General features: G+C 69.5%; 14 protein-coding genes and 3 pseudogenes. 5 read left to right on the top strand and 12 right to left on the bottom strand.

Annotated features, from left to right (window positions below; translation table 11 throughout):
* The first annotated feature begins 53 nt into the window (after positions 1-53).
* Together AB0383_RS23815 and AB0383_RS23820 are read left to right on the top strand one after the other, a co-directional pair.
* The gene (locus tag AB0383_RS23815; RefSeq protein ID WP_366188565.1) at positions 54-995 is read left to right on the top strand and encodes a hypothetical protein; all 942 of its coding nucleotides are present in this window, start codon (positions 54-56) and stop codon (positions 993-995) included.
* A gap of 3 nt (positions 996-998) precedes the next feature.
* On the top strand, positions 999-1439 hold the full coding sequence (locus tag AB0383_RS23820; protein ID WP_364176632.1) for an RpiB/LacA/LacB family sugar-phosphate isomerase: 441 nt from the start codon (positions 999-1001) through the stop codon (positions 1437-1439).
* Here the strand turns inward: AB0383_RS23820 and AB0383_RS23825 are convergent.
* From AB0383_RS23825 to AB0383_RS23850, 6 genes are all read right to left on the bottom strand, one after another.
* The gene (locus tag AB0383_RS23825; protein WP_366188566.1) at positions 1420-2001 is read right to left on the bottom strand and encodes a 2,3-bisphosphoglycerate-dependent phosphoglycerate mutase; all 582 of its coding nucleotides are present in this window, start codon (positions 1999-2001) and stop codon (positions 1420-1422) included. The two genes, AB0383_RS23820 and AB0383_RS23825, sit on opposite strands and share 20 nt — an antisense overlap.
* On the bottom strand, positions 1998-2852 hold the full coding sequence (locus tag AB0383_RS23830; protein ID WP_366188567.1) for an alpha/beta hydrolase: 855 nt from the start codon (positions 2850-2852) through the stop codon (positions 1998-2000). The genes AB0383_RS23825 and AB0383_RS23830 overlap by 4 nt, the downstream gene beginning before the upstream one ends.
* A 12-nt stretch (positions 2853-2864) precedes the next feature.
* Entirely contained in the window at positions 2865-3707 is an 843-nt protein-coding gene (locus tag AB0383_RS23835; protein WP_366188568.1) for a 3-methyl-2-oxobutanoate hydroxymethyltransferase, read from the bottom strand.
* Positions 3704-4183 (bottom strand): hypothetical protein, encoded by a 480-nt coding sequence (locus AB0383_RS23840; RefSeq protein WP_366188569.1) that lies wholly within the window; start codon positions 4181-4183, stop codon positions 3704-3706. Before AB0383_RS23840 ends, AB0383_RS23835 begins: the two co-directional genes overlap by 4 nt.
* A gap of 16 nt (positions 4184-4199) precedes the next feature.
* A complete protein-coding gene (locus tag AB0383_RS23845; RefSeq protein WP_366188570.1) occupies positions 4200-5483 on the bottom strand; it encodes a Rieske 2Fe-2S domain-containing protein in 1284 nt (427 codons plus the stop codon).
* A 95-nt stretch (positions 5484-5578) separates the two neighbouring features.
* Positions 5579-5905 (bottom strand): 2Fe-2S iron-sulfur cluster-binding protein, encoded by a 327-nt coding sequence (locus AB0383_RS23850; RefSeq protein WP_364176614.1) that lies wholly within the window; start codon positions 5903-5905, stop codon positions 5579-5581.
* A gap of 80 nt (positions 5906-5985) precedes the next feature.
* Here AB0383_RS23850 and AB0383_RS23855 point away from each other — a divergent pair, with 80 nt between their 5' ends.
* Entirely contained in the window at positions 5986-6162 is a 177-nt protein-coding gene (locus AB0383_RS23855) for a hypothetical protein (protein WP_366188571.1), read from the top strand.
* Positions 6163-6192: 30 nt separating this feature from the next.
* Here the strand turns inward: AB0383_RS23855 and AB0383_RS23860 are convergent, their stop codons facing one another.
* Positions 6193-6396 (bottom strand): hypothetical protein, encoded by a 204-nt coding sequence (locus AB0383_RS23860; protein WP_366188572.1) that lies wholly within the window; start codon positions 6394-6396, stop codon positions 6193-6195.
* A gap of 426 nt (positions 6397-6822) precedes the next feature.
* On the opposite strand from AB0383_RS23860, the pseudogene AB0383_RS23865 reads away from it, so the two are divergent.
* A pseudogene (locus AB0383_RS23865) lies at positions 6823-7661 on the top strand (LLM class F420-dependent oxidoreductase); the annotation flags it as partial.
* Positions 7662-7695: 34 nt separating this feature from the next.
* On the opposite strand, the gene AB0383_RS23870 reads toward AB0383_RS23865, so the two are convergent.
* The 3 genes and pseudogenes from AB0383_RS23870 to AB0383_RS23880 form a co-directional block, all read right to left on the bottom strand.
* Positions 7696-8205: an OsmC family protein gene (locus AB0383_RS23870; RefSeq protein WP_366188573.1), complete on the bottom strand. Its 510-nt coding sequence runs from the start codon at positions 8203-8205 to the stop codon at positions 7696-7698.
* Between the two features lie 91 nt (positions 8206-8296).
* On the bottom strand, positions 8297-10558 hold the full coding sequence (locus AB0383_RS23875; protein WP_366188633.1) for a M4 family metallopeptidase: 2262 nt from the start codon (positions 10556-10558) through the stop codon (positions 8297-8299).
* Between the two features lie 568 nt (positions 10559-11126).
* A pseudogene (locus AB0383_RS23880) lies at positions 11127-11770 on the bottom strand (alpha/beta hydrolase fold domain-containing protein).
* On the opposite strand from AB0383_RS23880, the pseudogene AB0383_RS23885 reads away from it, so the two are divergent.
* Positions 11675-11920, top strand: a pseudogene (locus AB0383_RS23885) (MBL fold metallo-hydrolase); the annotation flags it as partial. The pseudogenes AB0383_RS23880 and AB0383_RS23885 overlap by 96 nt on opposite strands.
* On the opposite strand, the gene AB0383_RS23890 reads toward AB0383_RS23885, so the two are convergent.
* Positions 11857-12141, bottom strand: a complete 285-nt coding sequence (locus AB0383_RS23890) for a hypothetical protein (RefSeq protein ID WP_366188637.1) — start codon at positions 12139-12141, stop codon at positions 11857-11859. The pseudogene AB0383_RS23885 and the gene AB0383_RS23890 sit on opposite strands and share 64 nt — an antisense overlap.
* Positions 12142-12216: 75 nt before the next feature.
* On the bottom strand, positions 12217-12984 hold the full coding sequence (locus AB0383_RS23895) for an SDR family oxidoreductase (RefSeq protein WP_364176581.1): 768 nt from the start codon (positions 12982-12984) through the stop codon (positions 12217-12219).
* Positions 12985-13194 lie beyond the last annotated feature (210 nt).

Here is a 13194-nt window from a genome sequence, read left to right on the forward strand (position 1 = left end):
ACAGCCCAATATACCATCAGCGGGGTAGTCCACCAGACGAAGCGAGGAGCCGCATGGCCGAGCACCTGCTGACCGTGACGCGTACCCAGGGCAACAACCGCGCGCTGACCGACGGCGAGGTCGTCCCTGCCGGGTTTCCCTTGGCGTTCAAGGAAGAACCGGTACTCGTCAACGGGTTCCGGCGGATGGTCCGCGACCTCGCCTACGACGTCTGCGAGATGGCGCTGACGACCTACCTCACCGCGCGCGAGCACGGCGTGCGCTTCACCGCGCTCCCCGTCTTCCTGGTCCGGGGGTTCCACCACGGCGCGATCCTCGTACGCAAGGACTCTGGCATCACCGAGCCTGGGCAGCTGGCCGGGAAACGCGTGGGCGTCGGCCGCGGCTACACGGTGACCACTGGTGTCTGGGCGCGCGCGATCATGGCGCTCGAACACGGCCTCGACCTCGACTCGGTCACCTGGGTCCTCAGCGGTGACGAGCACGTGGTGTCCTACCGTCCGCCCGCGAACGTCGAGCCGGCCGGGCCCGGGAAGAAGCTCGGGGACATGTTGCTGGCCGGCGAACTGGACGCCGTCGTCAACACCGGAGTGGACTCGCCCGAGGTCGTGCCCCTGATCACCGAGCCGGTCGAGGCCGGGTTCGCCGCGCTGCGCGAACGCGGCTTCTACCCGATCAACCACCTCGTCGTCGTCAAGGACGAGGTCCTCGACGCGCACCCCGGCGTCGCGAGGGCCGTGTTCGACGCGTTCGCCGAGTCCAAGCGCCGCTACGTCGAGCAGCTGCGGGCCGGGGTCGTCGAAACTGCCGCCGACCGGATGTACGCCCGGGTGATGGTCGAGACCGGCACCACCGACCCCCTCCCCTACGGCATCGAACCCAACCGGGCGATCCTCGACCTCCTCGCCGAACAGGCCGCGGCGCAACACATCCTGACGAAACCGGTGGACGTCGACTCGATGTTCGCGCCCGCGACCCGCGAACTGGCGGGCTGAGCCATGCGGATCGCGATCGCCGCCGATCACCACGGCGTGAACCTCAAGCAGCGCCTCACCACCTGGCTCACCGACCACGGTCACGAGGTGGACGACCGCGGCTCGCACAGCGCGACGGACACCGTCGACTACCCGCCGCTGTGCGCCGACGTGAGCCGGCGGGTCGCGGACGGCCGCGCCGACGCCGGCCTCGTGCTCGGCGGCAGCGGGCAGGGCGAAGTCATCGCCTGCAACAAAATCCGCGGCGTGCGCGCGGGTCTCGGGCACACCACGTTCATGGTGGAGATCTCGCGCGGCAACAACAACGCCAACGTGCTCGTGATCGGCACGAAGGTCATCTCGGACGACGAAGCGGAACGACTGCTCGCGCTGTGGCTGGCGACTCCGTTCAAGGGCGGCCGGCACCAGGACCGGATCGACCAGATCACCGCGCTGGAAGCCTGATTTCCGGCCGGAGCGGGACAGCGGTCGGCACCTCGGCGCCGATCGCGTCGGCCACGTCCAGCCCGCTCACGTGGGCGAGCAGCATGCGCAGCGAGTTGCCGTGCGCGACCACGAGCACCGAGCGGCCCGTTTCCAGCAGCGGCAGCAACTCGTCGAGCCAATACGGCCGCAATCGGTCGTGCAGCATCTCCAAGCTCTCGCCGCCGGGCGGCACGCCGGCCGGCGACCGCCGCCAGCAGGCGACCGCTTCGGCGCCGAACCGCGCTCGCGCGTCGGCCCGCAGAAGTCCTTGCAGCGCACCGTAATGCCGCTCGACGAGGGCCGGGTGGTACTCGGCCACGGCGGTCGGCGCGAGCCGGCTCCTGACGATCGCGGCGGTGTCGGCGGCGCGGGCCAGCGGCGAGCAGTGCACGATGTCCGGGACCCAGCCGGCCAGTCCTTCCGCGGCGGCTCGCGCTTCGAGGACGCCGGCCGGCGTTAGCGGCACGTCGAGGTGCCCGGCGAACAGGTCCCCGGCGTTGGCGGTGCTCTCGCCGTGGCGCAGCAGGACGAGCGGAGTCACCGGTCGTGTCCGCGGAGGAACTCCAGGACGCGCGCCGGCGCGGTCTCGGCCGTCTGCTCGGAAACCGGAACGTCCCAGTATTCGTGCACCGGCAGGCACTCCTGGAGGTAGCGCGCGGCCGAAGGGGCGTGCGAGCTGTCCTGCCCCGGCACGATCAACGCGGGCACGTCACAGATCATCAGGTCTTCGGGCTCCACGCCCGGAACGGTGTCGCGGTCGAACAGGCCCCGCACGGAGCCGGTCACGAGCAGGTCGTAGCGAGCCGGGTCGAAGGCCGCGTACTCCTTTGCGAAGGTCTCGTCGCTGCGCAGCGGCGCGGCCCACGGACCCACCCGCGGGTCGGTGCTGAAGCCGGCCGTCGTCGACCGGGCCAGGTCGACGACCGCCGGCAGCCCGTGTTCGGCGACGTAGGCGAGGTGCTGCACGAACCGGCGGTGCTGCGCCATCCGGTAGCGGGGCCCGCCGGCCGGCGAGAACATCACCATGCCGCGCACGCGTTCCGGTGCCGCGACGGCCAGTGCCGCGGCGGTCGAGCAGCCGACGCAGCCGCCCATGGTGTGCGCCGCGTCGATGCCGAGGTGGTCGAGCAGCCCGAGCGCCTGCCGGACGTAGACCGGCCAGTCCAGCCGCTCGACGCGGCCACCCGACTGCCCCGATTCACGTCGGTCGAAGACGACGCAGGTGTATTCGGGGGCGAAGGCGTCGAGGAAGCCGAGTTCGCGGTAGCGCCCGAAGCTGGTCCAATTGTCCAAACTGGAATCAAACCCGCCCGGACTGAACATCAGCAGCGGTGGCCCGTCCCCGATGATCTGGTACCGCGTGGCGATCCCGTCCAGCACGACCACGGGCATGCGAACTTCTCCTCAGCTCTGTGGCACCTTGATGCCACCGCGAATCTGCCTGCCACCGCGGATGTCCGCGGCGCAATCGGTCAGGGCCTCGAACGCGATGCGCGCGACGTTGGCGTAGGTGTCGATCTCTTTGTCGACGTTGGCGGCGTTGTAGCCGATGGCCGCGGTGGCCATGCGGATGCGCCCGTCGAGCCACGGCCCGCCCCCGAACCCGCCGAGCACGGGGATCGACACCGCGTCCACCACCGCCGGCCCCACCACCGGGCCGGAGTTGGTGAAGTTGAGCGCGACGGCTCCCGCCGACTCGAGCTGCTTGGCCTCCGCGACCAGCTCGTCGAGCATCCCGTCGGGCACCTGAGCGACGCTGGCCGCGGAGTACTCGATGCCGTACTTCAGGGCCGTCTGCGGCGTGATCCCGAACTGCGCGAAGACCGGAATGCCCGCCCTGGTCACGGCCTCGACCGCGTCCGGGAAGTCGGCGGCCCCGTCGAGCTTCACCAGGTCGACGCCCGCCTCCTTGACCAGCCTGATCGCCGCGTCGACCGCACTGGCCGCGCCCTGCTGCAGCGGGCCGAACGGGAAGTCGCAGCTGAGCAGCGCTCGCCGGACTCCCCGCCGAGCCGCCTTCGCGACGACGAGCACTTCGTCGAAGGTGATTTCGAGCGGATGCGGCTGCCCCCAGAGGTTGACCCCGACGGTGTCGCCGACCGAGACGATGTCCACGCCGACCCGGTCGGCGATGCGCGCCATCTGGTAGTCCCAAGCGACGATGCAGACGCTTTTCTCGCCGCGCGTCTTCATCGCCTGCAGAGCCGGGATGGTGACCTTGCCGGCCGGATCGCTCTGGGGGCTCATGCGCGCGTCGCTTTCAGCAGTTCCAGCAGATCGCCCTCTTCGGCGGGCACCAAGAGGATCCGGGCGTGCGGACGCAGCGAGAACAATGCCTCGTTCGAGACCCCGTCCGAGGTCACGACCAGGCCCGCCGTCATGATCCCGCGCACCGTGCAGGCCGCGCCGATGGTGGCCGCCGCCTCGGCGTTCTCGCCGGTGGTCGAAACCAGCACGACGGTGTTGCTGTCCCGCAGCTCATCGGTGAGCGCCACCCGGTCGCCGGTCATGGTGACCAGCTCGTCACCGGCGCCGGAAACCGAGTAGAAGCGCGCCTGCGCCCACTCCTCGGCGGCCGCCCGCCCGACGATGCCCTTCGCCGCTTCGTCCAGCGCCACCACCCGCGTGTTGCGGGCAGCGGACAACGGGTAGTCGATCCGGAAAGCCGCTTCCTCGGCCGTCGCCGCGCGGGCACAACTGCTGACCAAGCCACGTTGCAACACGGTTTTCCTCGCCGTCTCAGACCGTGGTCTGCCGCACGCCCGGCTTGGCGACCATCGCCTCGCCGATGCCGTCCACAAAGGACTGGTTGGCGGGCAGCACGACCGCGACCGAGCGCACCTTCTGGTCCTGGGCCCGGTTGCCTGCCGGCTCGACCCCGTCCTCGGCCAGCGCGAGCGCGGCCTTGCGCAGCTTCTGGCGCGCCTTGATGATGCCCGCGTCGGTGGCGACGAGCCGCTCCTTGGTCCGGTCGACGATCGGCCCCATCGACTCCTGCAACGACGAGTCCTGGAGCGCGATGCCCTTGATGCCGGAGTAGGTCTCGCCGCGCCGCTGCGCGTCGCGGTCCATGAGGTAGTCGTTGTCCTTGTTCGCGAGCGGCCGGTAGTTCTCGTCGTTCGCGCTGTGCACGCCCAGACCGGCCCGCATGGCCGCCACCTCTTCGCTGTCGAGCTGGCGGGTCGGGTGGTAGTCGAAGCTCCAGGCCCAGCAGTTCTCGTCGTCGATCGGCACCCAGAAGTGGCCGTGCATCGGGTGGTCGGCGCGCGGCGGGACCATGGTGAAGTTCGGCAGCACCCACGGCGTCACCCGCCAGTAGTAGTGCCCCTCCTCCGCGCTGCGGCGAGCGGCGATGAGCAGGCCGCCCTCGTAGTCGACGACCTCGAAGAACGGCTTGAGGTCCGCGCGGTTGTAGGCGTTGCCCTTCGACCCCTTGAACAGCGGGTCGCTGTCGAGGCTGCCCGAGTGCAGGAAGGTGACGTGGCTGGAGTCGATGCCGCCTTCGAGCGCCTGCAGCCAGTTGCACTCCTGAAAGCGCTTTGACGTGAACGCCTGCCCCTCCGGAACGGTCACGAACTCCCACTCCGGCAGCGGCGGCTGCGTCTCCGGGTCACCGAAGTAGGCCCACAGCACGTCGCCGCGCTTGACCATCGGGTAGGACTTGAGCTTGACGTTGGCACAGAAGTTGCTGGTCTCGGGCTCGCTCGGGACCTCGATCGCCTGACCGGTGTAGTCGTACTTCCAACCGTGGTACGGGCAGCGCAGGCCGCCGGCCTCGTTGCGACCGAACCAGAGCGAGACGCCGCGGTGCGCGCAGAACTCGTCCATCAGGCCGTACCGGCCCTCAGAGTCGCGGAAGGCGATCAGCCGCTCCGAAAGAATCTTGACCCGCATCGGCGGGCAGTCGTCGGCGGGCAGCTCCTCGGCCAGCAGAACGGGCTGCCAGAAGCGCCGGAACAGGGCGCCCATCTTGGTGCCCGGCCCGGTCTGCGTCAGCAGTTCGTTGATCTCTGTTCGGAGCACGCTGAAGTCCTTTCGCACCGGCGATCGCGAAGCCGTTATAGGATTGAATATCAGACCATTGAACCACTGGCAATGGCGAGTTCCCCGCGCCGAGGTCAGACGACCTGCTCTCCGGGCACGTCGACGGTGAGCCCGTCGAGCTGCGGCGTCATCTCGATCTGGCACGAGAGGCGGCTCCCGGCCCGCCGGTCGCCGACCGCGAGGTCGAGGAGGTCGTCCTCCATGTCACCGACTTCGCCGACGTGATCCAGATACTCCTCGCGCACCCACACGTGGCAGGTGCCGCACGAAAGGCAGCCCCCGCACTCGCCGATGATCCCCGGCACCCCCGCGCGCACGGCCGCGCTCATGACGCTCTCCCCCACGGAGGCGTCGACCGCCCGCTCCTCGCCGGCGTCGTCGACGTACACGACCTTCGGCATGTCCACTCCTAGCCGCTGACTAATGGACTTACCAATATACCGGTTGATCTCGGTGGCGCAAGACGCCAAGAGCCTGCATCGTGGCACTCGGCGACGGCTGGATCACCGCGCCGCAACTGGCCCGGGGACAGCTCGCACACATCCATACGGCCGCGCCGACGCACCTGACGGTCGACTGCCGCGGCGCCGGCCGCTCGGCGGCCGAACACGTCGAGATCAGCGCCACCGCGGCGGCGCTGATCTCGGACGAACTGTGAACCACTGGCTTGCCGAAGCCGCCAAAGGGGCTAGAAGCCGGTTTTACGTCCCCAAGGGCGACCGGTCCAGTACAGCAGCGAAGGGTAGGCGGCCAGGTCCCCACGGACTTCCGGAGTCAGGTCGAGCGCGCCGAAGATCGGCCAGATCGTGTCCATGGCGCTGGAATCACCGCGAGCGAAGACCTGCTTGCTCGTCCACCGGTGGTGAATGCCGTCCTCGTCCTCGGTGAACACGTGCAGGAGCGGGATCTGCGCACCGTCCGGGGTTCCGCGTGGTAGTCGCGGTCGAAGGTGGTGTTCTTCGACGACACCGCGCGAATGGTGCGCCAGTGGCGTTGCCGGGCGTAGGCGCCGAGCCGATCGGCGTCGGCCCGTCCACTCCGGACTCGAAGACGAGACCTGCTCGGTCAGCAGCAGCCGATCCCAAGTACTGCGCGGGTCAGCAGTGCTCCCTGGCGCGCAGCCTCGAGATCGTCGGCGAACGCTGGAAGCCGCTGATCGTGCGCGACGCCTTATTCGGGGCGCGCCCGCTTCGGAGATTTCCCAGCCCACCTGGGCATGTCACGTGCCCTGTTGACCGAGCACCTCGAAGGCCTGCTCGAGACCGGCGTGCTGTCGGAGACGCCCGGCAGCCACGGCTACCGAGAGTGGGCGTGCACGCAAATGGCGGCGCGTACGCCCACCGCGTCCGCGATGGCCGCGATGACCATGGATCACCTGTCCGACGGCCGGTTCGTCCTCGGGCTCGGGTCAAGTGGGCCGCAAGTGGTCGAGGGCTGGTACGGGCAGCGGTACCGCCGGCCGTTGCAGACGACGAGAGAGTACGTCGAGATCGTGCGGAAGGTGATTGCGCGGGAAGGCCGATCGAGTTCCACGGCGAGCACTTCACGATTCCCGCGCCCGGCGGCACCGGTTTCGGGAAGCCGCTGCGGGCCAACATCCGGCCGCGGCGGCCCGAGATCCCGATCTCCCTCGGTGCCCAGGGCCCGAAGAACGTCGCCCTCGCCGCCGAGATCGCGGACGGCTGGCTCTCGATGTTCTTCGGCCCCAAGCTCGACGCGTACTACCGCGCGGCACTCGGCGAGGGCTTCAGCCGTCCGGGCGCGCGACACACCGCCGAATCGTTCACCGTCGTCGCCAACGTCAACGTACGCGTCGACGACGACGACGTGGAGCGCGCGGCGGACAGCCTGCGCCCGCTGCTGGCGCTCTACATCGGCGGCATGGGCGCGGCCGAGGTGAACTTCCACCGCAACATGTTCACGCGGCTGGGCTACGAGGCCGAGTGCGAGAAGATCACCCAGCTGTACCTGGACGGCCACCGGGCCGAGGCGATCGCCGCGGTCAGCACCCGGATGGTGGAGGAAGTCGCCTTGATCGGCCCCCCGCACAACATCCGCCACGACCTCCAAGCCTGGGAGACGACCGTCGTCGACGTCATCAGCGCGAACATGGCGGACCCGGCGACCCTGCGGACCCTCGCCGAACTGATGGCCTGATCCCGGAGCCGGACAACCGTCGCGTTAGGACGGTTCAGTCCGCCGCGAGCGTGACGGCGAATTCCGGCGGTGTCCGCAGCGACTGGAACACGACACAGTAGCGTTCGGTCAGCTTCTTCAGCGTCGCGAGCTGGTCGGGGTCGGCGTCGGTGTCGAGGTCGAACGACAGCCGGATCGCGCGGAAGCCGACCGGGGCGTCCTTCGCGACGGCCAGCGTGCCGCGGAAGTCCAGGTCGCCCTCGGCCCGGACGCGGCCGCCGCGCACTTCGAGGCCCAGCGACGTCGCCACTGCCCGCAACGTCACCCCGGCGCACGCGACGAGCGCTTCGAGCAGCATGTCCCCGGAGCAGGCGAGAGTGCCATCGCCGCCGGTCGCCGGGTGCAGCCCGGCCTCGACGATCGCGCGGCCGGTCTCGACCTTGCAGGAGATGCCAAGGCCGTCCAGCTCGGCGTCGGCGTGCAGCGTGACGAGCGCGCTCTCCGGTTCGTCGCGGTACTTGTCCTTCAACGGGGCCTGGGTCGCGCGCAGCGCTTCGGAGTCCATGCGCTCGATTGTGCCTGCGTTTGCCGGAAAGCGGAAAGGCGGGGAGCCGGGCTTCCGGTCTCCCCGCCTTCTCAGTGCGGATTCAGGCGCGTCAGCTCAGTGTCACCGCGGCGTCGTCGATCACGAACGACGTCTGCAGCGAGCTGTCCTCGGTGCCGGTGAACTTCAGCGCCAGGGTGCCACCGGCGGCCGACGAGACGTCGATCGTCCGGAGCGCGTATCCCGAAGCCTTGTTCAGGTTGGAGAAGCTGCCCAGCGTCGCGCTGCCGTTGGTGACGGTCAGCTTGTCGTAGGCGGTCGTCGTGGTCGTCTCCGCGGTGTCGATGTGCAGGTAGAACGTGAGGGTGGCGTGGCAGCCGGCCGGGACGCTCACCGACTGCGCGACGGACTCGGTGTGCGTCGAGCCGTAACCGTCGAGGTAGGCGCTGTAGGTGCCGCCGTGCGCCGGCTCACCCGAGGACGCCCACTGGCCGATGGTGCCGGTGGTGCCGGTCCAGTTCGCGCTGCCCGACTCGAAGCCGCCGTTGAGGAGCTTCTGGCCGGAGCAGCCGCCGGTGGCGCCGACGGTCCAGGTGAACGACGCCGTGCCGGTCCTCCCGGCCGAGTCCCTCGCGGTCACCGTGGCGTTCGAGGAGCCCGCGGTGGTCGCGGTGCCCGAGATCGTGCCGGTGGAGGCGTTGATCGACAGGCCGGCCGGCAGTCCGGTGGCCGACCAGGTGTACGGCGCGGTGCCGCCCGAGGCCGACAGCGGCAGGTTCACCGCGGAGCCCGTCGTGGTCGACTGGTTGCCCGGGTTGGACACGGTGACGGTGCCGGTCGCCGAACACGTCGGCTCACCCGATTGCGCCGGGACGGAGATCGCGTTCCACGCCGCCTTGACGGTGTTGAATTCGGCGCAGCTGCCCGGGAACAGGTTCTTCGCCGCGGTCAGGGTCCAGGTGCGGTACTTCAGGTAGGAGCTGCCGGAAGTCTTGAGCAGCATCGCGTTGTAGAAGATCTTCACCGCGGTCTGGACACCGAGCCCGGTGACCGTGGAGTTGTTGCACGTCGTGCTGGTCGGCTGTCCGTTGGTGGGGTTGGTGCCTTCGGCCAGCAGGTAGAACCAGTGGTTGCCGGGGCCGGCGGCCGCGTGCACCTCGCCGCCCGGAACCGAGCTGTCGTAACAGTTCTTGTCGCCCAGCGCCGACGGGTTGTACATGTTGCGGATCGGGCCGGAGCCGACCAGGTCGACCTGCTCGCCGACGAGGAAGTCGGGCTTGTCGTAGGGCGCCGGCTCGTTCGCGAACCACTCGGTCGAAGCACCGAAGACGTCCGCGACGAACTCCTGGGTACCCGCGCCCGAGATGCCGCCCGGCGTGTGGTCGTCGATGCCGTGTCCGTGCTCGTGCGCGACGACGTCGATCGAGCCGATCCACTGGTTCTGCGTGTTGTGGCCGACCTGGACCTGGGTGCCGTCGTAGAAGGCTTGCTCGTCGTTCAGGCCGACGCGGATCGGCCAGCCGCCGCCGTTGCCGTCGAAGCCGTCGCGGCCCAGCCACTGCGAGAGCATCTTGTTCTCGGTCTGGGCGGCGAACAGCGCGTCGACGCAGCCGGTCTCGCGGCTGCTGGCGGTGCCGTTGCCCCAGCTGTCGTCCGGACCGCTGAAGGTGGTATTGGAGGCCGCGTCCTGGCAGGACGTGTTGGTGATGGCCGGGTCCTTCATCGTGTAGGTGCTGCCCGAGTGCGTGGTGTCGAGGTGCACCGGGTTCGGGCCGTTCCACGCGCTGGTGCCGTCACCGTTCATCACGTGCTCCTGCGTGTGGAGCACCTTCCCGGTCGCCGCGTCGACGATGACGTCGAGCCGGCTCGGGCCCTCGGCGTCGCGTCCGACGGCCGTGCTCTTCCACGCCAGCTTCGGCGAGCCGAGCGCGTAAACGACTTGCTGGGCCGGGCTCACACTGTCCACGGAGGACAGCTGCTGCCGGGCAGTCGCCTCGGCCGCGGCCTTCGTGACGGCCGGAACGGACGTCGCGACGTTGATGGTCTGGTCCTGCGCGACGGAGGTGGCCAGCACCTGGCCCGTCGAATCGGTCGCGACGACGAAGTCACCACCCACCACGGGCAGGCCCTTGTAAATGCGCTCGTAAGGGATGTACTGGAGCCCGTTGGTCGAGGAGATTGCCTTCTGCTGCACGAAACCGTCGTCCGCGCTGGCGTGCAGCGCGGCCGGACGGCTCGCGACGAGACCGGCGGCGGCGTTCACCGCCATCGCCTGGGCGTTCGGTACGGCGTTGGGTACGGCGTTCGGGGTGGTTTGCGCCTGTGCGGTGCCGGTGACGCAGAGCGCGCCGACGAGTACGCCGGTCACGGCCAAGACGGCAGAACGTCTCAGTTCCATATCTCCTCCGGGCAGGGTGAACCGGACCCGGGTTCGAGGCCGGGCCCTGGTCAGGGGAACGGGAAGTGGCGCTGCGCAACGGAAAACAGAATCCGGCGCCTCAGCCTCGCGAACAAGCTACTAACGTACGGTCTTACCGATACTTCACCCTGTTGCCCATAGCGGACAAAGGTCATCACGATCAGTTTTCGGCCCTGCCAGTCCACTGAGGACGCATGAGCCAAGTGGCCACCCGTTCGCCGGTTGACCCCAGCCCCGGCGCGGCCCGGAAGCCGGCAATCAGCTCGTCGGCCCCGGCGTCCCGGCGACCGTCGAGCCGCTCACGGAGCGTGTGCCACCGCTCCGGGAACGCCGCGGCTGCGGCCACCGCCGGCGACCGCCCACGCCGCGATCGCCGCATTCGCCCACTCCTGAGCCGAGCGGACCGACGACAACAGGTCGCCAAAGGTCCTCTGCGGGCTGCGGCGGGTGTTGAGCAAATCCTGGACGAGGGCGAGCCCGCCCGGCGCCGGCGCAAGACCGTAACGCTCGTTGCCGTGCCACGTCATGGCAGCCGCGCAGAAGCCGGCGGCGCCACGGCCAACACTCGCCGCAGCGCGTCGACCAGATCGGCCGCTATTCGGCGGGACACCGCGGCGCCGGCGACGAACGTCGACCCGTGGAACGTGCCCGGGTACAAGCGCAGTTCCACCGGCACGTTCGCCTGCGCGAGACGGCGCGCATACTCCAGCGCCTCGTCCCGAAACGGGTCGAACTGGCTCGCCGTGACGTACGCCGGCGGCAGCCGGGTCAGGTCGGTAGCACGCGCGGGTGCGGCGTACGACGACACGCGCGGACCGCCGGCCTCGTCGCCCAGGTAGGCGGCCCAACTCTGCTTCGCGTTGCCACGGTGCCAGACCGGAGTGTCCACACAGGTCCACATCGACTCGGTGGCGAGCCGATCGTCGAGCGCCGGGGTGCCGAGTGCCTGGAACGCTAGCGCGGGCCGCCGCAGTCGCGGGCCAGCTGCGCCACGGCTGCCGCGAGCCCGCCGCCGGCGTTCTGCCCGGACACGGCGATGCACGCCGGGTCCACCCCGAGGTCTTGGGCTCGCAGAGCTTCCTCGTGCGCAGCGGCGGCCGGATCATTCTGGTCGACACCGGGATCGGCAACGGGAAGCCGCGCCCGGGCGTACCGCCGTTCGACCATCTCGACACCGGCTACCTCACCAACCTCGCCGCGCTGGGCGTGCGGCCGGAGGACGTGGACTTGGTGGTGTGCACCCACCTGCACCTCTACCACATCGGGTGGAACACCGTCCTGGAGGGCGCCGAGTGGCGCCCGACCTTCCCCAACGCGGCCCGAAAGCCGACTTCGACCTGTTGTCGGGCATGGCGAAGCCAGGCGTCCTCTGACTCTGCCGACCAGAAGACCGGCTCGAGCCAGCCCTTCTCCGCCTCCCACCCCTCGCGCCCGGAATCCGGCAGGAGCTCCGGCCGGGAGAACAAGTGATCGCTCCACTCGTGGACCCGGGTGACTTCGACCTCGCCGAAGGCAGCCGAGGTGATCTTGTCGGTCATGGGATTTCCTTGCCGCTGCGGTTTGGCGTTGCCCCGTCCTCAGGGATGCCGGGGCGGCCGGCCGAGCCGACGGTTTCACCAGTTGATGTCGTAAGGGAAAAAGACCTCGTCCTCAGGCGCCGTTTTGCGGGCAGCCAGGACCTTGGTCGCGGTCGCACCGGCCGGCACGCGCAGCGGCGGGTTCTCCTGCTCGATCGTGTCGGCCACGACCGTGGCTACTTCCTCCGGCGTCACAACGTCACCGCGGGTCTTGACCAGCTCGTCGAACAGCGGGCCGTACGGGTCGTCGCCGGCCCGGTAGACCTTGGCCTTCGCGCCGCCGTTGGTCGCCACCACACCTGGCTGGACCAAGCTGACCTTCACCCCGAAATGGCCGGCTTCGATGGCCAGCACCTCGGCCATGGCCTCCACCGCCCACTTGCTCATCCCGTACGGGCCGATGATCGGCAGCACCATCCGGCCCTGGATGCTGGACAGGAACACCAGGTGGCCGGACCCGCGTTCGCGCATGCCGGGCAGCGCGGCCTGGACAACGCGCAGCGCTCCCAGCGTGTTCAGGTCGAACAGCCGGGCGACCTCGGACACCGGGACGCTCTCCAGCGGCGCCCGCATGGTCTCGCCGGCGTTGTTGATCACGACGTCGATCTCGCCCGCAGCGGCGATCGCAGCGTCCACACTGGACTGATCGGTCACGTCCAGCCGGAGGCGCCGGGCGGTCGGCAGGTCGGCCAGGCTGTCCGGATTGCGGGCCGTGCCGATGACACGGTGACCACGCTTTGCGAGCTCCAGCGTCATGGCGCGGCCGATTCCCTGCGAGGCGCCGGTGATGAGGATTGAAGACATGTCTGGAATCTCCAGTTCACTGATGGGCTGGTGAGGTTTGCGGTGGTGGACGACACGGCACAGCGAGTTCGCCGTTCGGCCAGGACCCATCCACGTCAGGCAGCCATCCATGTCTCGCCGGTCCGACGTGGACCAGGTCGGGCAGGTGGCAGACCCACCCCTCCGATGGCGGCGTTGCACCATCACCCAGCCAGGCTAGCACGTATATAT

Origin of the sequence: Amycolatopsis sp. NPDC051373 (genome assembly GCF_040689465.1) — a bacterium.
Taxonomy (GTDB): Bacteria; Actinomycetota; Actinomycetes; order Mycobacteriales; family Pseudonocardiaceae; genus Amycolatopsis.

Bases quoted from the DNA above. Each gene is read 5' to 3' on its own strand.
- AB0383_RS23870 (WP_366188573.1), bottom strand. From the start codon at position 8,205: ATGGACTCCGAAGCGCTGCGCGCGACCCAGGCCCCGTTGAAGGACAAG.
- AB0383_RS23890 (WP_366188637.1), bottom strand. From the start codon at position 12,141: ATGACCGACAAGATCACCTCGGCTGCCTTCGGCGAGGTCGAAGTCACC.
- AB0383_RS23830 (WP_366188567.1), bottom strand. From the start codon at position 2,852: ATGCCCGTGGTCGTGCTGGACGGGATCGCCACGCGGTACCAGATCATC.
- AB0383_RS23850 (WP_364176614.1), bottom strand. From the start codon at position 5,905: ATGCCGAAGGTCGTGTACGTCGACGACGCCGGCGAGGAGCGGGCGGTC.
- AB0383_RS23815 (WP_366188565.1), top strand. From the start codon at position 54: ATGGCCGAGCACCTGCTGACCGTGACGCGTACCCAGGGCAACAACCGC.
- AB0383_RS23835 (WP_366188568.1), bottom strand. From the start codon at position 3,707: ATGAGCCCCCAGAGCGATCCGGCCGGCAAGGTCACCATCCCGGCTCTG.
- AB0383_RS23895 (WP_364176581.1), bottom strand. From the start codon at position 12,984: ATGTCTTCAATCCTCATCACCGGCGCCTCGCAGGGAATCGGCCGCGCC.
- AB0383_RS23820 (WP_364176632.1), top strand. From the start codon at position 999: ATGCGGATCGCGATCGCCGCCGATCACCACGGCGTGAACCTCAAGCAG.